We start from the raw sequence: 23,204 nt of genomic DNA, 5'->3' as shown, positions 1-23,204 counted from the left end.
ATCCGCCCTTAATTAATTTTCGATCATTCAATAGTAACTTTCTTCATTACCTGTGGAGTTGTTGGCTTGTCATTGTAGTCTGTAGCGCACTCAGCTATCTCGTCAACCACTTCCATGCCCTCGATTACCTTGCCGAATGCAGCGTAGTTGCCGTCAAGGTGAGGAGCGTCCTCGTGCATGATGAAGAACTGTGAGCCTGCTGAGTTAGGCATCATTGAACGAGCCATTGAGAGTACACCTCTTGTGTGCTTGAGGTCGTTCTTAACGCCGTTTGCAGCAAATTCGCCCTTGATCTGCCAGCCGGGACCGCCTGTGCCTGTACCGTTAGGACAGCCGCCCTGTATCATAAATCCCGGGATAACTCTGTGGAATGTGAGACCGTCATAAAAGCCCTGTTTTACAAGCTTTTCAAAGTTTTCACATGAGATAGGAGCGATATCGGGATAAAGCTCTATCTTGATCTTCTTGCCGTTTTCCATTTCGATAACTACCATTGTTATTTCCTCCGTAAAAAATTATCAGTCCATTTCGATAACGATCTTCTCAGCAGGCTTGATATAGGTCGTAACATTTTCAGGTTCAGGTCTGCCCTGATTATACTCATCGAGTATAGAAAGGGTAGTAGTTGGTACGTTGGCTTCTTCTGGGCTTGTTACAGGGATAGTTTCGACAACTTCGCCGAAAAGATTTGTAACAGTAACATATTCCCTTGTTTCTTGCTCTTCCGCGGGCAGTGCAGTGCCTGACTGGTTATCGGGAGATAACTGGCTCTGAGCAGGAGTTATCACATTATCCTCTGTGATAAGATGCGGTTCTTCCCTTGTAGTAGTATTTTTTGCACGGTTCTCTTTGTTAGTCTTGATTATGTCCTCTGTACATGATTTGCCTGCGAGCACAACGAGACCTGCTGCAATAAAAGCCAGAAATAAAGAGATTATCCTGTTTCTTTCCACATTTTCCTCCGTCCCTCAGCCTTAGCTGAAAAAAGATTATATAATATTATAAACCAATATTGGCGTATTGTCAAGAGTTTCATGCCGTCATAGTATGAAACACGGAGTGAGTTTTTAATAGTTTATTCACAAAAAAGGCGGACGCTTGGAATCGTCCGCCAGAGGTGCTATTCGAGAAGTCCCTTGATGCCTTTTTCCGCAAAGGCTTCTTTGTAGTAAACGAGCTCTTCCTGTATGATATCGTCAATTACCCTCATGCCGAGAAGCTCCACAGGAGCTTTATCATCGGTGAGTATGTGTTTTCCTGCGCTGTAGCGCACAAGAGAAGCTTTTACCATAGTCATGAGCCTGCTGAGGTCATCGTTTTTCAGCGAGTCGATATTTTCTGCGAAGATATCGGTCATGCTGCCATTATCGGAAGCAAAAAGCTCGCGGTTTGTAGAGCCTTCAACGTCAACAGTGTATACATTCCCGAATACGGAAGCGATAGTGTCCGAAAGCCAGCCGTTTATGCCGTCGGAGCTCTCCGAGCGCATATTCATATTTACGACCATTACGCCGTTTTCATTGAGGTGCTCCTTTACGAGCGTGAAGAACTCCCTTGACGACATCTGAAAGGGGATAGTTATATCCTGATAAGCGTCCACCATGATGATATCGTACTTCTTGTCACAGCCCCCGAGAAAGGCTCTGCCGTCATAGGTAGTGACCCTGATATTGTCGGGCAGCTCGAAGTAGCTGTGAGCCAGATCGGTTATTTTGTCGTCTATTTCCACGCCCTCGGCGGTGATATTGCTGAAATAGGTGGAGCACTGCTTTGCGTAAGTGCCCGTGCCCATGCCGAGGATAAGTATATCCGCGTCATCGGGAGAAGCTGTCATAAGGGGAGCAGCCATAGCGTAATCGTAGTACATACCTGTCAGCTCGCCTGATTTCATGTATACGGACTGAACTCCGAAAAGCACATTTGTGGAAAGCTCGGTGCGCTCGGGGTAGTCCTTTACCTGTAGGTAGTTGTAGACGGATTCACCCTCATAGGCAAGGTCCTTTTCCCAGAATGCAAAGCCCATTATAGGCGAAGTGAAGCAGCAGACGATGAAAAGCGCAGCCGCAATGCCTGTTTTAACAGCTCCGCGTTTCGAGCTTATGAAGTAGATCAGTCCTATGATGAGCATTATGCCTGCGAAGATAAGGAAAGTAACGGCAGTTCCAACCGCAGGTATGGATATGAACGTGGGAACGAAAGTACCGATGATAGAGCCGATAGTGTTTGCAGCACCGAGAGTACCCACAGTCTTTCCGCTGTCGTCCAGTGAGTCAACGGTGTATTTTACCAGTGAGGGAGTTACCGTACCAAGCAGGAACAGTGGATAGACGAATACCACCATACAGGTCAGAAAAGCCGCCCATATGAGGAAGTTAGTGTTTATCGTGATAACAAGGAGTCCTGCAATGCCTGCGATAGCAAGCTTGCCTATGAACGGTACAGCAGCTATCCATATTGAAGCGATAAGTATGCGTCCGTAGAGCTTATCGGGATCGGGGTTCTTGTCGGCACTTCTGCCGCCGTAGATATTTCCGAGAGCCATGGCTATCATTATCGTACCGATTATGATAGTCCAGACTATCTGCGATGAACTGAAATAGGGTGCAAGAAGTCTGCTTGCGCCCAGCTCTACAGCCATAACGGACATACCTGCAAAGAATTCCGTGATGTATAAGTACCATTTGTTTCTGAGTATTTTGGGAAGCGGCTTTTTTTCAGCCGATGTGCTGACCGATCTGTTTTTCATAAAATTCTCCTGTATTACATTCAAAATTACTGCGTTTATTAGTATAACACATTTTCGCTGATAAATCAATGTTTTGAGTGTATTGATTTTATCAAGTCATAATACAGCTGAGCAATACATATGCTTTAGCAGGAGGAGATAATATGAATAACGGTAATCTCGATATGGAAAAATACAAGCAGGAGATGATGAAGCTCTATAGCAGAAGCACTTCTCCAAACGATACGGCAGAGGAGCTTACGAAAGCTGCTCCCGAATACGATACACAGCCTGAGGAGATAAACGAGGTAGATGAAGATGCTCCAGATGATACAGCTTATGCCGAGCATATTGACGAGGATTTAAACGGTGCAGAGGAGGACTATAACAGCCGTTTCCCCGAGCCCGATCTTTCGGAGCTTGATACCGATCTCGGTACAGATACAAACAATGACAGTGAGCCCCCAGAATATGATGCGGAGGAACTTCTCGGTACTGAAAAAGGCTATATACAGGTAAATGTTCGTACAGGCGACGATACATCGGCAGTCGCAGGAGCTATGGTAGCGGTTACTGCGGTAGTTGACGGCAAAAGGCTCGTTCTTGCATCGGGAGTGACTGACGAAAGCGGTACTGCTCCGAAATTTACTCTGCCTGTACCCGACCTTGTACATTCGCAGGAGCCTTCCCCAGATGAAAGACCGTATAATCTCTTTGATGTCACCGTGACGGCGGATGGCTTTTTCAGAGCGAGGAGCGTTGATGTACCTGTATTTTCGGGCATAACCTCTGTCCAGAACTTCAATTTGATACCTGTTCCGCTTATGATGAACAGCTCCGACGAGACTATGACTTATTACAATGCAGAGCCAAATTTCGGCAGCGGAAAGGAGTGAGCGATGCTTACAGGCACTCCGTTCATACCTGAGACTATCACTGTACATTTAGGAACTCCCGATTCAAATGCTCCCGATGTAACGGTGGGATTTGCTTCATATATCAAGAATGTTGCGTCCAGCGAGATATATCCCACATGGCCAGAGAACGCTCTCAGAGCCAATATATACGCAATAGTGTCCTTCGCGCTGAACCGAATATATACCGAGTGGTACCGTTCGAGAGGTTACGATTTCGACATAACAGCCACGACTCAGTTTGATCAGAAATTCATAAACGGCAGGGAGTATTTCGAGAATATCAGCCACCTTGTAGATGAGCTTTTCAACGATTATGTCAGGCGGCAGGGGAGCGTTGAGCCGCTGTTTACGGCGTTCTGCAACGGTACAACGACTACCTGTGAGGGACTTTCGCAGTGGGGGACGGTGACGCTTGCCAACCGCGGCTATACGCCATATGAGATACTGCAATACTATTACGGCGAGAATATCGACATAGTGAGAAATGCTCCCGTACAGACAGCAATGCCGTCCTATCCCGATACGGAGCTGAAAAACGGTTCATTCGGGAATGATGTGAAGTTCATACAGGTGTGGCTCAACCGTATATCGAGGAATTTCCCTGCGATACCGAAGATACCTGCTGCTGACGGAATATTCGATACAGCGACCGAGAACGCTGTCAGGAAGTTTCAGCAGATATTCGGTCTTGAGGAAACAGGTACGGTAAATGCGGCAACGTGGTATAGGATAAGCTATATCTATACCAGCGTAAAGCATCTTGCGGAGCTTGATTCCGAGGGACTGAGATTTGACGAAATATCGCCGCAGTTCAAGGAAGAACTGAAGATAGGTATGCAGAGCATAGAGGTGAGTATGCTGCAATACTATCTTGCTGTAATTGGAGCGTATTACGAAGCTGTTATGCCTGTTGAGGTTACGGGCTATTTCGGTGAGCAGACGGAGCGATCGGTAAAGTCCTTTCAGAGAGTTTTCGGACTTCCGCAGACGGGAGTAGTTGACAGAGCTACAAGGAACGACCTTTTCAGAGCCTATCAGGGCATAGTTGAAAGCGTACCGCCGCAGTATACATACGTTGCGCTTTATCCGAATACTGTGCTCCGTGAGGGCGCAAGCGGTGAGTCAGTAAAGATAATACAGCAGTACCTCACATACATCAACAGGAGCTACCCGAATATCCCAGCGGTCAGCGACACAGGTTATTTCGGTCCCCTTACAAGGCAGTCCGTAACAGCTTTTCAGCGTCAGTTCGGCATAGAACCTTCGGGCATAGTGGGAGCTGTAACATGGGACAGCATAGCAGGAGTGTACTCCGACCTGCGTTACGGGTTCGATAAGCGTCCTTATCAGAACCCGGGATACACTATCAAATGATTAGAAAGTAGTTAGTAGTAAGTTGACAGTAGAATTGTAGGGGCTGCCTTTGGCAGTCCGATCCGTTAGCGTGTAGGGACGGCGGAACGCCGCCCGTGTACAAATGACAATAAAAACTCCCCTCACGGGGAGGGGAGAGATCATCTTTATTATTACTTCTGTATATCAAACTCTACGCGCAAACCGAGAGGAGTCTTAAACGGATGAACCAGTATTGCAGGATTTGACTTCAAATTATCGAAAAACTGTTCATTTGACTGATTAGATACCATATTAAGGAACTTTGTTATATCCTTGCCATATGTTTTATGGATGCATTCTGCCTGATCTTCTGTCCATGGCCATGGGTTCTCGGGACCGCAGTATGTTCTGTTGAGACAGAACCATGCACCTTCAACTGCAGAATATCCCCATACACGGAATTCCTTTTTTGTGTATTCTTCGTATCTGATCGTAGAAATACGAATAACGCTTCCCTTCTTGTACTTCTTGATAGTTGCACCGTCAGGTGTTTTTCTTGCCTTCAAGTCTTTCAGCAGTTTGAAGTCGTATGCTGTAACATTGTAGTTTTTTCCGTCAGGAGCAAAACGGAAACAGCAATTGAAATACTTGAGTGCGTTTGCTGCATCAGCTTCCATAACGTTAACGAGTGAAGAGCCGGACTCAGGTGTGTTTACAGTTGATGGGATAGTTACGAATGCTGTGAGTGATGCAGCTGCGAGAGTGGTACAGAGTGCCTTTTTTAATGTTTTTTTCATGTTTTTTTCTTCCTTTCAATATAGAACAATTTTTTATACGGTGTTTCCCGTATTTATCTTACAGTTGTTATTCTACACACTTTTGAGCGTATCAACAACGAAATAAGAGTGAAAGGAGAAAAAATAAGAGTGAACGAAATATAGCCAAAAAACTACTTATTATAATACAAAAGGAGCTGATATTATGCCCTATACAGAAGAACAGAAAAAGGAACATATCCGCGAATTACAGGGCTATCTCTACGGCATATCACTTTTTGACAAGCGCATACCGCAGATACTTCCCGACGGCATATACGATAAAGAGACCGCAAAGGCTGTGGAAGCCTTTCAGCGTGTCTACGGGCTTCCTGTTACAGGCGAGACAGATACTGCTGCATGGAATAAAATAGTATCGGTCTACAGGGACTGCCTTGACGGCGAACCCGAACCGTACAGTGTATTTCCGTCAAGGATATACAGTGCAGCATTAGGCGACAGCGGAGAGCTGATATACATAATACAGGCTATGCTCTGGAAAGCTGCGGCGTGGTATGATAATATGCCGAAGGTAAGCGTGAGCGGTGAATATGATGTTGAGACGGAAAAGGCTGTAAAAAGCTTTCAGAAATGCTGCGGACTTACGGAAAGCGGCTGCGTGGACTGCATAACATGGAATATGCTTGTGCGGTTTCTGTCAAGCAAATAATTGTTTGTTTAACGACTTTGACCACCCTAAGAAGATATATTTTTTAAATAATGAACAAAAATATTTGTATTTCACACTGAAAGGGTAAAAACTGTTTGAAATGCACTTAAAGTGTTGACAATGTGTATTAAATGCTATATAACTTGATACATAAAGACGGCCGACTTTAAATATATTAAAAGGATATGGAATTAAATGAAAAACGTAATCAAAAAGATCACAGCAGCAGCTATGGCATTTACTATTCTCGGCGCAGGATCAGTTATAACAAATAATAGTTCATCTAAGGCTAATAAAACATTTACAGCAAAGGCTTATATGCCGCCTCAGTATTGCAATCATAACTGTGGAATTCACGGCGTTTATGGAACTATTACAATTGATGGTATGAAATATAAAGTTGGTTATTGCAATAACTGTGGTTCTCCAGGAATCATTAAGAAAGCTTGATTATAATATTAATAAAAGCTCTCCAATCATTTGGAGAGCTTTTTTATGCATTTTTTAGTCTGATATTTTTTGTGATATCTGTTCTTTAAAATTTGACTTTAAAACAGATATGTGATATAATAACTTAAATGTTGTCTGTCATCGGACAGGCGGAAATTTTACAAAGGATTGATACTATGGATTATAAAGCACTTGCAGACTATCTTTTCCCCGATGTCAAGGATACTCCCGAGGATATCGAGGCTCGTTTCCCTGAGAGACAGCTTCCCGAGGGAGCTAATGTTACACGTATAGGACCAAGTCCTACGGGATTTGTACACCTCGGAAACCTTTACAACGCTATCATCGGTGAGCGTATCTCTCACCAGTCAAACGGCGTGTTCTTCCTTAGAATAGAAGATACCGACAACAAGCGTGAAGTTGAAGGAGCTGTTGAGACAGTTATCAACGCTATGGACTATTTCGGTGTTCACTTCGATGAGGGTGCTACAGCAGAGGGCGACAACGGAAAATACGGTCCTTACCGTCAGAGACAGCGTAAGGATATATACCACGTATTTGCAAAGCTCCTCACCGAAAGAGGACTTGCTTATCCGTGCTTCATGACTGCCGAGGAGATAGAGGCTGTCCGCGAGCAGCAGACTGCAAACAAGGAAAATCCCGGAGTTTACGGTAAGTATGCAAAGTGCCGTGATCTTAGTCTTGATGAGATAAAGGCTAATATAGAAGCAGGCAAGGAGTGGGTGCTTCGTTTCAGAGGTCAGGAGACAGGTGAAACTATCGCTGTTGAGGACGCTATCCGCGGAAAGCTTGAAATGCCGAGAAACAATATGGATTTCGTACTCCTCAAGAGTGACGGTATCCCCACATACCACTTCGCTCATGTTATCGACGATCATTTCATGCGTTCAACTCATGTAGTACGAGGCGAGGAGTGGATATCATCACTTCCTATGCACGTTGAGCTTTTCAACACACTCGGCTGGAAGCAGCCTAAGTACTGTCACACTGCAACTCTTATGAAGATAGATGAGGAAACAGGCGGCAAGCGTAAGCTTTCAAAACGTAAGGATCCCGAGCTTGCACTTTCATACTATCAGCAGGAGGGTATCAGCAAGGACGCTATATGGGAGTTCCTGCTCACTCTGCTCAACTCCAACTATGAGGAATGGCGTATTGCAAATCCTGAGACAGATTATCACGAATTCCCGTATACTTTGGAGAAGATGTCCGTATCAGGCGCACTTGTTGACCTTGACAAGCTCCGTGATATTTCCAAGAACGTCATCTGCCGTATGCCTGCACAGCAGGTCTATGACGGCTGGCTTGAATGGTGCAGCGAGTACGACAAGGACTTCGCAGACCTTATCAATAAATACCCCGAGAGAACTCTTGCTGCTCTCAATGTAGGCAGAGGCGGTGCAAAGCCGAGACGTGATATCGAAACATGGAAGCAGGCTTGCGACTTCATGAGCTTCTACTATGACGAGACATTCAAGGTAACTGATGCTATGCCTGAGGAGTGCGATGAAGCAACAGTGAAGGAGTTCTTCGGCAAGTACCTTGCTTCTTATGACCATAGCGATGACAGTGCTGCATGGTTCGACAAGGTAAAGGCTATAACCGAGGAAATGGGCTTTGCAGTAAAGCCTAAGGACTACAAGAAAAATCCCGACCAGTTCAAGGGCAGTATCGTCCATATCACAAATATGCTCCGTATAGCTCTAACAGGACACGCAAATGCTCCGGATATCTGGGAAGTGAGCCATGTTCTGGGCGAGGAGATAACACGCAAGCGTCTTCAGGCATTCGCTTGATGAGCTATTTGCCTTTAGCCATTAGTTTGTAGGGGCGCATTCCGTGCGCCCGTGCTTTACAAATGCAATTAACATGAACGTGCTGTAGGGGCTGCCTTTGGCAGTCCGCGCCTAACGTAAGCATTATAAATGACACATTGTAGGGGAGGGCGCCCTCGCCCTCCCGCATGGATCACATATTAATTTTGACGGAAGCCCGAGGGCGGGCTCCCATACAAAAAAAGATGAGGAAGTGCCTCTGCCCAGAATAGCGGAGGTTCCCTCATCTGTGATAGCATTTCTGCTTTCAATATTATTATATCAGATACATTTTTTCATGTAAATATGAAAAGAGGATAATAAAAATGTCAGACAATAAAGAAAAAAAGAATTTTGAGATACCCCGTCCTGTGTTCCCGAAAAGGGCAGTAGTCACAGGCGGTATGCCATACGGCAATAAAGAGCTCCACTTCGGTCACGTTGGCGGTATGCTGGTATTTGCGGATACCTATGCACGCTTCCTGAGAGACCGCATAGGCAAGGAGAACGTTATATTCGTCAGCGGTACTGACTGTTACGGTTCACCTATCGCAGAGGGCTGGCGTGTAAAGGTCAAGAACGGCGAGTTTGAGGGCTCTCTCGAGGACTTCGTTCAGAGGAACCACAACAAGCAGAAGGATACCCTTGCCGCTTACGGTATAGCTCCCAATCTCTTCGCAGCATCAGGTCTCGGACGCTCCAAGGAGATACACGCTTCCGTTACAGACCGCTTTATCAGCTCACTCCACAAAAAGGGACAGCTGAATCAGATAACAACCATGCAGTTCTTTGACGAGAAAGCAGGTGTGTTCCTCAACGGCAGACAGGTCATCGGTAAATGTCCTGTAGACGGCTGTACTTCCGAAAAGGGCTACGCAGACGAATGCGACATGGGACATCAGTATATGCCTGAGAACCTTATAAACCCTGTAAGTACTCTCACAGGCGAGACTCCTACCATGAAGCCTGTTACAAACTGGTATTTCAAGCTCCGCGATTACGAGCAGCTCATGAAAGACTGGGTAGAGGAGCTTAAAAAGCGTAAGGATATCCGTCCTGTTGTGTGGAAAACTATCGACGAGTTCTTAAAGAACCCTGTTATTTACATAAAGCGCGAATTTGAGGAAAAATACATGGGCATCAAGGCTTCCATGCCTGAGCACAACTACCTCGAAGAGCCTAAGAAGCCTTCATTCACTATCGAGTTCACAAAGCTTTCGGACTGTGATGAAGCCTGCCGCATACTCACTGAAAACGGTATACGCTACAGAACAGGTAAGACTCTCGTTCCTTTCCGCCTTACAGGCAATATCGAGTGGGGCGTTCCTGCACCTGTTATGGACGGCGTTGACGGACTTACTGTATGGGTATGGCCTGAGTCTCTTTGGGCTCCTATCTCGTTTACAGAGACATATCTGGAGTCTATCGGTCACGACAAGGAAGAATGGCGCGATTACTGGTGCAGCAAGGACTCTACTGTTTATCAGTTCATCGGACAGGATAATATTTACTTCTACGGTATCGCAGAGCCTGCAATGTGGATGGCACAGCAGGAGAGCGAGAACAAGACAGCTTCACCTGCTGACGGAGAGTTACAGCTTCCTGTTATCGTAGCAAATCATCATATCCTCTTCCTTGACAAGAAGGCTTCAAGCTCGGGTGCAGTAAAGCCGCCTATGGCTGACGACCTGCTCAACCACTATACTCCCGAGCAGCTCCGTATGCACTGGCTTGGACTTGGTCTTGGACAGCGTTCCGTAAGCTTCATGCCAAAGCCTTATAATCCCGATGCTAAGCCCGAGGACGCAGATCCTGTTGTAAAGGACGGACTCCTCCTTTCAAACGTATACAACCGTATGATACGTACTGCTTTCTATACAGCTCAGAAGGAGCTTGACGGCGTTATGCCGAATAATGCTCCTGAGGAGAAGTTCCTTGCAGATGCAAAGAAGGCTGTACTTGATTACGAGAGACATATGTCGAAATTCGCATTCCACCAGTGTACATACGTGCTTGACAGCTATATCAGAAACGGAAGCAAGTACATGGCAAAGGCACTTAACGGCGAATATCCCGACAAGGAAGCATTAAAGCAGGCGCTTGCGAACCTGTTCTATATGATACGTATTGCAGGCGTACTTCTTCACCCAATGGCGCCGTTCGGAACTGAGAAGCTCCGCGAGTATCTGGAAGTTGACGAGCGTATCTGGTCATGGGATACTATCCTCGAACCGCTGACATATTTCACAGGCAATGACCATAAGCTGAAATTCCTGCCTCCGAGAACGGACTTCTTCACCCGTCACGAGAGCCAGTTTGCCTCTGCCGAAGAATAATAGAATTGTAGGGACGACCATAGGTCGTCCCTAGTTTTTTGTGCTTAGCGTAGGGAACGCCTCCCAACAGGAGCTGTGCCCCTCTGTCCTTCGGACATCTCCCTATACTGTAGGGAGGCACACTCGGCGTTCCGCAAGTGAGTAGATAGTAGCAGCACATTTATTCATTTATAAATGAAAAAAATTGTTATTCGTGTATAAAACATTTGTTATAAACTCATGCATATAACTTCAAAAGTATATTGCGGTTAGTAAAATAGAAAATAAATATTACTGTGTGCAAAAAAGTCCTTGCCTTTTGCACAGAAGTATAGTATAATTATAATGCTAATGCAATTATGACATAAGGAGATCATGAGATGATTTATAATAACGTTCTGGAAGCTATGGGACATACTCCGATGATAAAGCTTAACCGAATGAACAAAAAGGGTAACGCAGATGTTCTCGTTAAGTTTGAGGGACTGAACGTAGGCGGCTCTATAAAAACACGTACAGCGTACAATATGATACGCCATGCCGAAAGAGAAGGCAAAATAAACGAAAATACCATAATCGTTGAGCCAACAAGCGGAAATCAGGGCATAGGTCTTGCTCTGGTGGGAGCTGTCAAGGGCTATAAAACAATTATAATAATGCCTGATTCCGTAAGTGAGGAGCGCAGAAAGCTCGTAGAACACTACGGTGCAGAGGTAATACTTATCCATGATGACGGCGATATCGGCAAGTGCATACAGGAGTGCCTTGATACAGCACTGAGAATGGCGGAAGAGGACGAAAATGTTTTCGTACCCCAGCAGTTTTCAAACGTTAACAATATCGGAGCACATAAATTCCACACAGCACTTGAAATACTTGAGCAGACAGCAGTAAAGATAGACGGCTTCTGCTCGGGAATTGGCACAGGCGGTACTATCACAGGTATCGGTGAAGCTCTTAAAGCTCAGTATCCCGACATGGTAATATGGGCAGTCGAGCCTGAAAACGCAGCTATCCTTGCAGGCGGAAACATCGGCACACACCTGCAAATGGGCATCGGTGACGGTATAATCCCCGATATACTTAATCAGAACATTTACGACGATATATATATAGTTACCGATGAGGAAGCTATACAGACCGCAAAGGATCTCGCTTCAAAAGAGGGAATAATGTGCGGTATATCAAGCGGTACCAACGTTGCGGCAGCTCTGAAGCTTGCCGAGAAGCTGGGTGAGGGAAAGACTGTTGTAACTATACTTCCCGACACAGCCGAGAGATATTTCTCGACTCCGCTTTTTGAGGACTGATAATAACGTCTCAGGGCGATAATATAAGGAGGTTTATTTAACATGAGCAAGATCTACGATTTTCTTACTGAAGCAGGAATGTTCTTCATTGCAACAAATGATGGAGCACAACCTAAGCTGAGACCTTTCGGTTCACACATTGAAATGGACGGCAAGGTAATGTTTGCAGTTGGTGACTTCAAGGCTGTTTACAGACAGATGCTCGCAAACCCTCTCTGCGAGATAGTTGCCTGCAAGCCTGACGGAGTATGGCTCCGCTACACAGGAAAGATCGTTTTTGACGATGATCCGAAGTATACAGAGGCAATGTATGCGACAAGTCCGCTTCTCAAGCAGATATACAACGAGCAGACAGGCTTCAAGATGAAGATATTCCACCTTGAAGATGCAACAGCATTTATCATGCCTCCTGTCGGAGAGCCTGAGCGTATACTCTGATAATTATAAAAAAGACCCGAAAGAAGCCGCAAATGACTCCTTTCGGGATTTTTTTATATCTTGTTATATGCAAGCCACAGCTGTTCTGCGCGCTTTTTTCTTTTGCGCAGGTGGAACAGACCAACTGCCAATATCATTGTAAGCAGCTCCGATATTGGCACAGCCAGCCATACAAGCCCTATGCTTTGCAGGAAATAGGCTATAAACGCAGCAGGGATAACGAGGAAAGTTCCTCTCAGCAGCGATATGAACTGAGCACTGTGGGGCATCTCATCTGACATGAAGAACACCGACATAATGGTATTGATACCCATGAACGGCATGAACAGGAAGTATATCCTGAGTCCGTTTTCTGCGATTTCCTGCATTTTGCTGTCGCCGCTGCTGTTGAACAGATTTACGATATTCGATGTCTGTGTATATATCAGCACATATGACAAAGCAGCCAATGCAATTGCTATTTTAATAGACAACCGCAGAGTATATTTTATTGCGGCACTGTCCTTTCTGCCGTGATATCGGCACAGAAGCGGCTGGATACCGCTGGAAAGTCCCACAAATATAGCTGTAAAGACGATACCGATATTGGCTATGACACCGTATGCGGCAATTCCTGTATTGCCCATAAGGCGGTATATCACGAAGTTGAATATCATAAGCACCAAGCCGCCCGATATCTCCGTGAAAAACGAATGAAGTCCCAGTGAGACTATCTCCTTGATAATGCTCCATGAAGGACGCATCAACCTCAGACTGAAAGCATTCCAGCCCGTTATTATGTGGATACTCATTATGCTCATACTTACGAAAGGGGAGATGCACGTTGCAAGTGCAGCACCCTTCATGCCCATACCGAGCTTGAAGATGAATACATAATCGAGTATTATATTGGCAAGGCTACCACTCAGCATTCCCAGCATAGCAAGCCGCGGTGCGCAGTCGTTGCGCATAAAGCAAGCCATGATATTGTTCATCAGGAAAGCAGGAGAGAATAGTAATATGGTCTTTAAGTAATCGTGTGAAAGTCTGAAAATAACTGCGTCTGCTCCGAGTAAATGTGTAATTTGTTCTGAGAAGAAAATGCCTGTTATCTCAAAAACTGCGCTGACAGCCAGCATGGATATGAATGTATTGGTAAATATCCTGTCTGTTTCGATGCGTTCAGTTCTGCAATAAAGCATAGAGAATTTGCTTCCGCCGCCCATACCGAGCATAAGTCCGAAACCGTTAAGAAAGTTAAAGACCGGCAGAGCAAGATTTAATGCGGCAAGTCCTTCTGCCCCCATACCCTTGGAAATAAAAAACGTATCAATAAGAATATATATTGATACACCGATAGAGCTGATAACATTCGCCAATATGTACCTGATAAGATCATTACGTATTGGTTTAATGTTCATTATTTAAATGTTTACCCCCCATTTAAACATTTTGTCATGTGAATATTGTAATTCACATTTTTTATTATATCACAAAATGACCGAAAATAATAGTCTTTTGCAGCGATTTTGGATAAATGATGAAATTACAATAGAGCTATATGCTTTTTATATTATAAAATGACCAAATACAAGCCCAAACGAACAGTTCGGGTATAACGAAAAAAGAGCGCTCCGCAATGGAACGCTCTTTATTTACTTCTTCATGATCAAGCTCTCTCGACCTTACCAGAACGTAAGCATCTTGAGCAAGCGTAGATATGACAAGGAGTACCCTTGACGATAGCCTTAACACGCTTTACGTTAGGCTTCCATGTTCTGTTTGAACGTCTGTGTGAGTGGGAAACCTTGATACCAAAGGTTACGCCCTTTCCGCAGATATCACATTTTGCCATTAGGTTGCACCTCCTTAACTAACCTGTAAAAATACAACATGATTATTCTATCACATTATGAGAAAAAAAGCAAGTGTTTTTTAAAAAAAAACAAAAAAATTTTTTTCGCACCTGTAAAATCTCTTTTTTTACTTGAAATATATGCCGCTATGTTGTATAATATATATTGTATAACTATTGGCTGAGTGTTTTGGCTCGGCAAAAGAAAGGATAAATAATGTTTCTCGGTGGATTTACAACTGATGATCTTATACAATATGCCATAAGGACAATAGTATTTCTTCTTATAATCCCTATACATGAATCTGCACACGCCCTCATGGCTAAATGGCTCGGAGATGATACGGCAGAAAAAAAGGGAAGAATATCACTTAATCCTATCGTTCATCTTGATATTGCAGGTCTTATACTCATGCTCTTCCTGGGGCTTGGCTGGGCTAAACCTGTGCCTGTTAATTTTTCTAACCTCAAGAAAAATCGCCGTGCAAGCTATGCACTTATATCTGCGGCAGGTCCGCTCTCAAATCTTATATCAGCTTTTCTCTGTGCTTTGGTATATGAAGTTCTGATCTGCACAAGGGCAGGACAAGAGACTCTGAATACATCTTTCGACAGCTTTGCAGAGATGATGAGAAGTGAGCACAATATACTCTGTGCGGTACTGATGCTGCTGATCTATTCTGTTTATATCAATGTAGCTCTTGCCATGTTTAATCTGATACCTCTGCCGCCGCTGGACGGCTTTAATCTTGTAAGGGCATTTTTGCCTGTTAACGCTGATCGCTGGATATATGAGCATCAGCGTCAGCTAAGCACTGCATTTTTTGTTCTTCTTATGCTCGCAGCAAATATCCCTGAGATAAGCCGGCCGTTTGACAGAGCAGTAAACAGTGTGAATTTACTGATATGGCAATCTGTTGAATGGATCGAGCCTTTGATGATAAAATAAACACAGCATTGGAGATACAGAGATCATATGGAAAAGTTTTACCGATTTTTACTTATTCTATTGAGCAGAGGATTGCTTCTTACAGCATTTATGCCTGCGGCTTGCTTTTTCAAGGCATGGGTGTCAAAGATGCTGGGAGACAGGATGCCTGAGAGTGACGGAAGGCTGAGTCTTGATTTCAGGAGACATACCGACAGGATCGGAATGATGATGGTCATAGTGTTCGGATTTGGCTTCGGTCATGAAATGAAGCATGATATTTCAAACATGAAGCATATGAAGCGAGATATAACCCTTATCTCACTGGCAGCACCTATAGCATATTTTTTCATGTATATCCTGCTCTATAATCTCGCAATACTTATTTTCAGCATCTCGTTTTCGTCATTCCTGCTTGCAAGCATATATTTTATACTTTCAGAAGCAGCAGAATCGTGTCTTGCATTCGGAGTCATTGCACTTCTGCCGCTGCCGCCTCTTGACGGTTTCCAGATATTCTATCAGTTCTCATGGCCGAAGTTCAGACGCTGGTATTTCAGCCATTATCAGAAGATAATGTACTGGTCAAGAATGATCCTTTACGGTATATTCCTGCTTGCAATAATAACTGACGGTGAGCTTTCGCTCATAGGTTTCCTTTCTGATCTTTGGGCAAAGCTTTTTAATCAGCTTATCTTCTTCCGCCTTGATTACTTCAAGATGACCGAAAAGATATTGAGGTATATCTTTAGATTTGACGCGGTAATTGATTAATAGTTCGGAGAGTGTATGGAAAGTATATCATTCAAGCTTGAGGTCTTTGAAGGACCTCTCGACCTGCTTCTCAGCCTTATAGCAAAGCATAAGCTGAATATATGCGATATCGAGATATCCAAGCTGCTGGAGCAGTATCTTATCTATATAGATCAGGCGCATGAGCAGAATTTGGAGCTTGCAGGCGAATTCCTTGAAATGGCTGCAAGGCTCATATATATAAAGACTGCCTCGCTTCTTCCGCAGCCCGAGGAGGCTGAACAGATGAAGCGTGAGCTGGAAGGCGCGCTCATTGAGTATTCGCTTTGCAAGATAGCTGCACAAAAGCTTGCAGATGCTTTCGTGGGCGGAGATATCTTTGTCCGCAGCCCTATGAAGATAAAAGCGGATATGACTTATACCCTTGTGCATGAGCCTGAGAGACTTGCGATCGCTTACAGCGCAATATCGCTTAAAAATATCAAGTCCGAACACGCAAAGCTCCACGTTGAGAATAAGATCAATTCCGTGGTAAAGCGCCGTATCGTTTCGGTAATGACAAAGGTCGTCCATATCCTCAGACAGCTCTATGAGACAGGCGAGGTATATATGGACAAGCTTTATGACGGAGTTACAGACCGTTCGGCAAGAGTTGCTACATTTCTTGCAGTTCTTGAACTTACAAGACACGGACGAATTACCATAAGCGATGACAATATGAAAATATTCTTCAAAGAAAAACAGAACGGAGTGAGAAAAACTTGGAGATCAAGGAAAAGCTCGGAGCAATAGAAGCTATCCTGTTCGCAAGCGGCGAACCTATTGAAATATATCGTCTTTCCGAGGCAAGCGGCGTTGACGCAGGTACACTCCCGTCTATGATAAGGCTTCTCAATGAGAGATACGATGATTATGGCAGCGGTATCTGCATAAAGAAATTCGACAGCAGCTACCAGATGTGTACCCGTGAGGAGTTCGCTCCGCAGGTACGTGCCGCTCTTGAGACCAAAAGATCTGCACCGCTTTCAAATGCCGCTATGGAGGCATTGACAATAATCGCATACAATCAGCCTGTTTCAAAGGGCTTTGTTGAAAATGTCCGCGGTATAGACAGTTCGTCTGTTATCAACAACCTTGTTGAAAAAGGTCTCGTTGAAGAAGCAGGAAGGCTTGACGTACCGGGAAAGCCTATAGTCTACAGGACTACTTCCGTGTTCCTTAGAAGCTTCGGACTTAGTTCAACAGCCGATCTTCCGCCTTTACCGGGACAGAGTGATCTTGTACTGGAGACCGAGGATGAATTCATCGCAAGAGAAACAGCTGAGTCACAGCAAAATACTGAATAATAACGAAAGGAGCGGCAGGAATGATCGTACTAAAAATTCTGCTGTATATACTTCTTGCCGTTTTGGGCATTATCCTCATAGTTCTCATAACTCCCGCAGGAGGAGAGTTCAGCTATATCGACGGAAAGTTCACGTATAAGGTGAAGCTGTGGATATTTGATATAATGAACTCGGAGGGCGGCGGTCTTTACGGCTGGTGGAAAAAGCGCAAAGCAAAGAAAAAGGACAAGCCGCAAAAGCCGAAGAAACCCAAAAAGCCAAAGCCTATCAAGGACAAAAAACCTAAGAAGAAAAAAGAACGGGAAAAGTACGAATGGGAGAAGGAGCTTGACGATATCCCCGTAAACGATCCCGAGGCTGATATAAAGGCGGAGGGAAGTACTTCTTCCGAAGCTGTCAGCGAAAGTATTACAGGCAATACTGTATCGGATACAGAGTCTGTTTCGGAAGCTGTCGGCAAAGACGAGAAGAAAAAGAAACCGAAGCATAAAAAGGACGAAGATCCCGAATATGATCCTTTCGATGATGAGGAAGATGAGGATAAGGCTGAGGACGAGGAAAAGTCGTCTATCGGTGACAAGATAGAGAAAATAGTTGATATATGGGAAAGCGCACAGCGTCCTATGCTGAAAATATTCAAGGGCTTCAAGCTGAAAGACTTGTATATCGACTTTGAGATAGCCGATGAGGACGCTTGTGACTGTGCCCTCAAATACGGAAAGTATTCGGCTCTCATTTATAACGGCATCGCATTTTTCAGCGAGCTGTTCACAGTAAGGCTGAAAACTATAGATGTAAGACCTGCTTTCGGTGTCTCAAAGGGACGCTGGGACGCAGCAGGAAAGCTTTATTTCCGACTGGGAACAATGGTTATTGCAGGAGCTTGGTTCCTGATAACATATTTATTCAGAACATTCTTACCTGAAAAACTAAGAAAACGTAAAATGAAAAAATCCGCCGCAAGGCAGAAGTGAGGTATAAAACATGAGTGCAAACAAAACACCGGTAAGTGATCTTTTAGGTATTTCAATTGAAAAGATAAAGGAAATGGCAGATGTTAATGCCATTATCGGCGAGCCTATAAAGCTTCCCGACGGAACTACGATAATCCCTGTATCAAAGGTAAGCTACGGCTTTGCTTCGGGCGGATCTGATCTTCCTTCAAAGTATGACAAGGATCTTTTCGGCGGCGGAGCAGGTGCAGGCGTATCAATAAAGCCTGAGGGATTTCTCGTTATCTCTCCTGACGGAGCAGCTAAAATGGTGAATATGGAAGGCTCAAACGATCCGATAAGCAATGCTATCGAGAAAGCACCTATGATAATCGAAAAGGTAAGCGGCTTCATCAACAAGAAGAAAAAAGGCGGCGAAGAAGTCGTAACAGACGGTATCACTGACGAGTCCGTTTCTATCAACTGAGAATAATCCCTTGAACAGCGGCATATCCTTTAGCATGAAGTATATTATGCGGAGGTATGCCTATGAAAAGGTCAATAGCTGTTTTTTCGGCATTTATAATAACAGCAGTAAGTGTACGCTTTGGCATTTCCCATGCAGCTTCCGAGCCTGAAATATCAGCAAAGGCAGCTGTACTTATCTCAGCCGATACAGGCGAGGTAGTGTACGCAAAGAACTGCACGGAAAAGCTGCCTATGGCAAGCACCACAAAGATAATGACGACTCTGCTCTGCCTTGAAAGCGGCGGACTTTACGATGAATTCGTGGTCGACAGCGATGCCATAAAGGTTGAAGGTTCATCAATGGGCTTGCAGGAAGGGGATATCGTTACAAAGTATGCTCTGTGCTGCGGAATGCTGCTTCCTTCGGGCAATGACGCTGCAAATGCGGCGGCTGTAAGGATAGCAGGCAGTATAGAGAGATTTGCTGAGATGATGAACGACCGTGCAAGAAAAATGGGACTTTCAAAGACCTATTTCGTCACTCCTTCGGGACTTGAGGGCGAGGGACACGGTTCATCAGCCTATGATATGGCTATGCTTGCCCGTGAAGCTCTCAGGAACGATATTTTTCGCAGTATCTGCTCAAAGGAAAGCATAAAGCTTGAGTTTGGTGCTCCGCCGTATGCAAGGTGGCTGAAAAACACCAATAAGCTTCTGGGAATGTATGAGGGAGTTTACGGCGTTAAGACAGGCTTTACCGATGAAGCTGGAAGATGTCTCGTATCCGCCTGTGAAAGGGACGGAAAAGACCTTATCTGCGTTACTCTCAATGACCGCAATGACTGGGAGGATCATATAGCCATGTACGATTATGGCTTTGATACGGTCCGCGAACTTGATGCGGTTCTTCCTGTGGATATGACTGTTGATATGGTGGGCGGGACAAGTGACAAGCTTCGTCTTGTACCGAAGAACAGCTCTGTAAAGATATGCACAGTTGCAGGCAGTGAAGATGATATAAAGTTCACACTGCTCTCTGCGCCATTTGTCTATGCTCCAATAAAGTACGGTGATGAAGCGGCAAGACTGCGTATAAGCTTTATGGGACGAGAGGTGGACACAGTTCCGCTGTATGCTGCTGAAAGTGTTTCGGCAGCTATTAAAAAGAGTTCTGAGAAAAAAGGTATATTTACGAAATTCAAAGAAATACTCGGGAGCTTTTTCTCCCGTTAAGGATTGGATAAAAAGTGGAAAAAATAAGAATACAGAAAATGATAGCCGATTGCGGCGTGTGCTCCCGCAGAAAAGCTGAGGAGCTTATAACACAGGGCAGAGTCAAGCTCAACGGTCACCCTGTAAAGCTTGGAGACAAGTGCGGCTTCAAAGATATCATCACCGTTGACGGTGAGCGTATCTATATGCCGAAGAAGCGCAGCTTCACATATCTTATGATGAACAAGCCGAGAGGATATGTTACTACTGTATCAGACGAGCTTGACAGACGCTGCGTCATGGATCTCCTTGAAGATGTTGAGGAGCGTGTCTATCCCGTAGGTCGTCTTGACCGAAATTCGGAGGGACTTCTCCTCTTTACCAATGACGGCGAATTTGCAAACAGTATCATGCACCCAAGCCGCCATATCTCAAAGACATACCGTGTTACCGTTCGTCCCGATATAACCGATGAACAGCTTGTAAGGCTTTCCGAGGGCGTTGAGATAGACGGCAAAAAGACACTTCCTGCTTCTGTTGTGGTAAAGACAAAGGAAGAGGGAAGAGTAGTCCTGCTCATGACCATTAAAGAGGGCAGGAACCGTCAGATACGTAAGATGTGCGAGGCTGTAGGTCTTGAAGTTGCAAGACTTCGCCGCATAAGCATAGGTCCGCTGAAGCTGGGTATGCTGAAGCCGGGTACTTACAGAGAACTTACTCCCGATGAACTGCGTGCTATAAGAAACGCTATCGGCAAGGAGAAGTAATATGCTGGAGATACAGGAAAGATTTGATACGGTCGGCTATGATGAGCTCAAAAAGGCAGCAGGAAATGCCGAGCTCCATATAACCGAGGCTCTTGACAAGGGCGATGTTATCGGATTTATAGCCTATTCCTACGGTACAGACAGGACGGTCGTATATGATTATGACGACGGCGGAGATATGATGCTCTGTGACGGTCTTGTGCGTTCGGTAATGCTGAAAAGCGTACTTAAAGGGATAAATCATATGCTGTTCGAGCTTTCTGACAGCAGCAAATTTGATGTATTGAAAAAGCTCCGATTTGTAGTCGGAGACAGCAGACAGTGTACTGATCTTGGCAGCTTTATGAACGGCTGTGAACACTGTAAAGGCAAGAAAGAATAAATATGAAAGGAGCGATTTGGATTGCCAATCAGGATATCTTCAGAGCTTCCGGCATTCAAAACGCTTGGAGAAGAAAATATCTTCGTAATGTCGAAGGAAAGGGCAGAGCATCAGGATATAAGACCGCTTAAAGTCGTTATCCTCAATATCATGCCCAAAAAGATCGAAACAGAGAGCCAACTTCTGAGACTTCTCAGTAATACGCCCCTTCAGGTGGACGTTGACCTTCTTCAGATGGCATCTCATGTTTCAAAGAATACTTCTGTGCATCATCTTGAGTCGTTTTACAAGACCTTTGATGAGATACGTGATGACCGCTATGACGGCATGATAATCACGGGTGCGCCTGTTGAGCTCCTTGACTATGAACAGGTGGACTACTGGGACGAGATATGCACTATAATGGAATGGTCAAAAACTCATGTTTTTTCCACTCTTTATATATGCTGGGCTGCTCAGGCAGGACTTTACTACCATTATGGTATACCCAAGTATACTCTCGACCATAAGATGTTCGGTATCTTCCCACACAGGGCAGAGGTGAGCAATTGTCAGCTCCTCAGAGGATTTGATGATATATTCTATGTTCCTCATTCGAGAAATACCGAGGTGCGCCGTGAGGACATCGAACGTATACCTCAGCTTGAGATACTTACTGTATCCGATATAGCAGGAGTTCATATCGTTGCCAATAAGAACGGCAGACAGTATTTTATCACAGGTCATTCGGAATATGACAGAGATACATTAGCAAACGAGTACAGACGTGATGTTGAGAAAGGCATAGATATACAGATACCGTATAATTATTTCCCCGGGGACAATCCTGATAATGTACCTGTATTTTCGTGGAGATGTACGGCTAATCTTATGTTTTCAAACTGGCTCAACTACTGCGTTTACCAAAAAACTCCTTATAATCTTGATGAGCTTGAGGTGCGCAACTGGAACTGGCAGACAAGTCTGTAAAAGGAGAAGCAAATATAATGGATGATTTTAACAACATGAATAATAACGATCAGAATAACAATACTAATAACCTGAATAACGGTTATGGCAATGGTGAGCAGTATAATGCTCAGAATAATGGAAATCAGTATAACGGCTACGGCAATGGCGGTCAGTACAGCAATCAGAACGGCGGTTATCCCTATAATAACGGATACAACGGCAATAATCCGTTCACAGGCAATTATAACGGATATCCTCAGTACAATATGTACAACAATGAGGGCATAGCTGAGAGAAAGGGAGCAGGCTTCGCAATTGCGTCGTTTGTCATATCGCTTGTAAATCTGATGTTTTGTGCGACGATGCTCAGCATAGTAACAGTTCCGCTTTGTCTTATCTTTTCGCTCATATCACTTGTCGGAAAGAGAAAAGGAACAGCTTTTGCAGTAATAGGCGTTATAGTTTCAGTTATTTCATTGATATTCTTTGTTTATATCGGATTCCTTGTATATAAGATCGGTCCTGATCTGGTTTATTTCTCAGAACACAGTACGCAGATCATCGAGGAATACGACAGAGACGGTACTATCCCCGAGCAGTATGAGAAGTACAGAGATCCTAAGTACGACAAGTACTGGAATAGAATGGGTTATGACAGCTTTGATGAGCTCTTTGCTGAATTTATAAAAAATCAGAAGAAGAACCAGAACAGCGGCCGTTCATATTATTATGAGAACGATACGAAAAAAGACAGAAACAGCGCGAGGTACAGCGGAAACGACCTTGTGGCGGTAGTGTAGATAAGCTTTATATGCACTGCG

General features: G+C 44.5%; 25 protein-coding genes. 19 read left to right on the top strand and 6 right to left on the bottom strand.

From position 1 onward, the window contains the following. Window positions 1-23: 23 nt before the first annotated feature. The 3 genes from BLW60_RS01665 to BLW60_RS01655 form a co-directional block, all read right to left on the bottom strand. Window positions 24-494, bottom strand: a complete 471-nt coding sequence (locus BLW60_RS01665; protein WP_072949511.1) for a peptidylprolyl isomerase — start codon at window positions 492-494, stop codon at window positions 24-26. 24 nt (window positions 495-518) lie between these two features. Beyond that, window positions 519-953 (bottom strand): hypothetical protein, encoded by a 435-nt coding sequence (locus BLW60_RS01660; RefSeq protein WP_074714165.1) that lies wholly within the window; start codon window positions 951-953, stop codon window positions 519-521. 167 nt (window positions 954-1,120) lie between these two features. Then, the gene (locus BLW60_RS01655; protein ID WP_074714164.1) at window positions 1,121-2,746 is read right to left on the bottom strand and encodes a spermidine synthase; all 1,626 of its coding nucleotides are present in this window, start codon (window positions 2,744-2,746) and stop codon (window positions 1,121-1,123) included. 143 nt (window positions 2,747-2,889) lie between these two features. Between BLW60_RS01655 and BLW60_RS01650 the strand changes: the two genes are divergently transcribed. Then, window positions 2,890-3,621, top strand: coding sequence for a carboxypeptidase-like regulatory domain-containing protein (locus tag BLW60_RS01650; RefSeq protein ID WP_242872807.1), 732 nt, complete (start codon window positions 2,890-2,892; stop codon window positions 3,619-3,621). A 3-nt stretch (window positions 3,622-3,624) separates the two neighbouring features. Then, window positions 3,625-5,016, top strand: a complete 1,392-nt coding sequence (locus tag BLW60_RS01645; protein WP_074714162.1) for a peptidoglycan-binding protein — start codon at window positions 3,625-3,627, stop codon at window positions 5,014-5,016. A 152-nt stretch (window positions 5,017-5,168) separates the two neighbouring features. On the opposite strand, the gene BLW60_RS01640 is transcribed toward BLW60_RS01645, so the two are convergent. Further along, the gene (locus tag BLW60_RS01640; RefSeq protein ID WP_074714161.1) at window positions 5,169-5,774 is read right to left on the bottom strand and encodes a hypothetical protein; all 606 of its coding nucleotides are present in this window, start codon (window positions 5,772-5,774) and stop codon (window positions 5,169-5,171) included. 184 nt (window positions 5,775-5,958) lie between these two features. Between BLW60_RS01640 and BLW60_RS01635 the strand changes: the two genes are divergently transcribed. From BLW60_RS01635 to BLW60_RS01610, 6 genes are all read left to right on the top strand, one after another. Further along, window positions 5,959-6,462, top strand: a complete 504-nt coding sequence (locus BLW60_RS01635) for a peptidoglycan-binding domain-containing protein (protein WP_074714160.1) — start codon at window positions 5,959-5,961, stop codon at window positions 6,460-6,462. A 195-nt stretch (window positions 6,463-6,657) separates the two neighbouring features. Continuing rightward, the gene (locus BLW60_RS01630) at window positions 6,658-6,912 is read left to right on the top strand and encodes a hypothetical protein (protein WP_074714159.1); all 255 of its coding nucleotides are present in this window, start codon (window positions 6,658-6,660) and stop codon (window positions 6,910-6,912) included. Window positions 6,913-7,088: 176 nt separating this feature from the next. Continuing rightward, on the top strand, window positions 7,089-8,729 hold the full coding sequence (locus BLW60_RS01625; RefSeq protein ID WP_074714158.1) for a glutamate--tRNA ligase: 1,641 nt from the start codon (window positions 7,089-7,091) through the stop codon (window positions 8,727-8,729). Between the two features lie 344 nt (window positions 8,730-9,073). Then, entirely contained in the window at window positions 9,074-11,083 is a 2,010-nt protein-coding gene (locus tag BLW60_RS01620) for a class I tRNA ligase family protein (RefSeq protein ID WP_074714157.1), read from the top strand. Between the two features lie 359 nt (window positions 11,084-11,442). Further along, complete coding sequence (cysK, locus tag BLW60_RS01615; RefSeq protein ID WP_074714156.1) at window positions 11,443-12,372, top strand: cysteine synthase A; 930 nt, start codon at window positions 11,443-11,445, stop codon at window positions 12,370-12,372. Window positions 12,373-12,414: 42 nt separating this feature from the next. Next, entirely contained in the window at window positions 12,415-12,810 is a 396-nt protein-coding gene (locus tag BLW60_RS01610) for a pyridoxamine 5'-phosphate oxidase family protein (RefSeq protein WP_074714155.1), read from the top strand. Window positions 12,811-12,863: 53 nt separating this feature from the next. Here BLW60_RS01610 and BLW60_RS01605 read toward each other — a convergent pair whose 3' ends face one another. Together BLW60_RS01605 and rpmB are read right to left on the bottom strand one after the other, a co-directional pair. Next, the gene (locus tag BLW60_RS01605) at window positions 12,864-14,210 is read right to left on the bottom strand and encodes an MATE family efflux transporter (RefSeq protein WP_074714154.1); all 1,347 of its coding nucleotides are present in this window, start codon (window positions 14,208-14,210) and stop codon (window positions 12,864-12,866) included. A 248-nt stretch (window positions 14,211-14,458) separates the two neighbouring features. Beyond that, window positions 14,459-14,644 carry a 50S ribosomal protein L28 gene (gene rpmB, locus BLW60_RS01600; protein WP_019678047.1) on the bottom strand — a complete coding sequence of 62 codons (186 nt, stop codon included), beginning with the start codon at window positions 14,642-14,644 and terminating at the stop codon, window positions 14,459-14,461. Window positions 14,645-14,861: 217 nt separating this feature from the next. Here rpmB and BLW60_RS01595 point away from each other — a divergent pair, with 217 nt between their 5' ends. The 11 genes from BLW60_RS01595 to BLW60_RS01545 all read left to right on the top strand — a co-directional run bounded on the left by BLW60_RS01595 (window position 14,862) and on the right by BLW60_RS01545 (window position 23,183). Beyond that, window positions 14,862-15,593: a site-2 protease family protein gene (locus tag BLW60_RS01595; RefSeq protein ID WP_074714153.1), complete on the top strand. Its 732-nt coding sequence runs from the start codon at window positions 14,862-14,864 to the stop codon at window positions 15,591-15,593. 60 nt (window positions 15,594-15,653) lie between these two features. Further along, a complete protein-coding gene (locus BLW60_RS01590; RefSeq protein WP_242872806.1) occupies window positions 15,654-16,346 on the top strand; it encodes a zinc metalloprotease in 693 nt (230 codons plus the stop codon). A 15-nt stretch (window positions 16,347-16,361) separates the two neighbouring features. After that, entirely contained in the window at window positions 16,362-17,117 is a 756-nt protein-coding gene (locus tag BLW60_RS01585; RefSeq protein ID WP_074714151.1) for a segregation and condensation protein A, read from the top strand. Then, complete coding sequence (gene scpB / locus BLW60_RS01580) at window positions 17,087-17,671, top strand: SMC-Scp complex subunit ScpB (protein ID WP_074714150.1); 585 nt, start codon at window positions 17,087-17,089, stop codon at window positions 17,669-17,671. The genes BLW60_RS01585 and scpB overlap by 31 nt, the downstream gene beginning before the upstream one ends. A 20-nt stretch (window positions 17,672-17,691) precedes the next feature. Continuing rightward, entirely contained in the window at window positions 17,692-18,645 is a 954-nt protein-coding gene (locus BLW60_RS01575) for a hypothetical protein (RefSeq protein WP_074714149.1), read from the top strand. Between the two features lie 10 nt (window positions 18,646-18,655). Continuing rightward, a complete protein-coding gene (locus BLW60_RS01570; protein WP_074714148.1) occupies window positions 18,656-19,090 on the top strand; it encodes a GerW family sporulation protein in 435 nt (144 codons plus the stop codon). 62 nt (window positions 19,091-19,152) lie between these two features. Next, entirely contained in the window at window positions 19,153-20,304 is a 1,152-nt protein-coding gene (locus tag BLW60_RS01565) for a D-alanyl-D-alanine carboxypeptidase family protein (RefSeq protein ID WP_074714147.1), read from the top strand. Between the two features lie 14 nt (window positions 20,305-20,318). Then, window positions 20,319-21,050 (top strand): pseudouridine synthase, encoded by a 732-nt coding sequence (locus BLW60_RS01560; protein WP_074714146.1) that lies wholly within the window; start codon window positions 20,319-20,321, stop codon window positions 21,048-21,050. A gap of 1 nt (window position 21,051) precedes the next feature. After that, a complete protein-coding gene (locus BLW60_RS01555) occupies window positions 21,052-21,432 on the top strand; it encodes a hypothetical protein (RefSeq protein ID WP_074714145.1) in 381 nt (126 codons plus the stop codon). A gap of 21 nt (window positions 21,433-21,453) precedes the next feature. Then, on the top strand, window positions 21,454-22,401 hold the full coding sequence (metA, locus tag BLW60_RS01550; RefSeq protein ID WP_074714144.1) for a homoserine O-acetyltransferase MetA: 948 nt from the start codon (window positions 21,454-21,456) through the stop codon (window positions 22,399-22,401). A 17-nt stretch (window positions 22,402-22,418) separates the two neighbouring features. Continuing rightward, the gene (locus tag BLW60_RS01545) at window positions 22,419-23,183 is read left to right on the top strand and encodes a DUF4190 domain-containing protein (RefSeq protein WP_074714143.1); all 765 of its coding nucleotides are present in this window, start codon (window positions 22,419-22,421) and stop codon (window positions 23,181-23,183) included. Window positions 23,184-23,204: the final 21 nt, after the last annotated feature.

Origin of the sequence: Ruminococcus flavefaciens (assembly GCF_900108555.1) — a bacterium.
GTDB classification, from domain to species: Bacteria; Bacillota; Clostridia; order Oscillospirales; family Ruminococcaceae; genus Ruminococcus; species Ruminococcus flavefaciens_P.
This window is presented reverse-complemented; position numbering and strand designations above follow the sequence as displayed.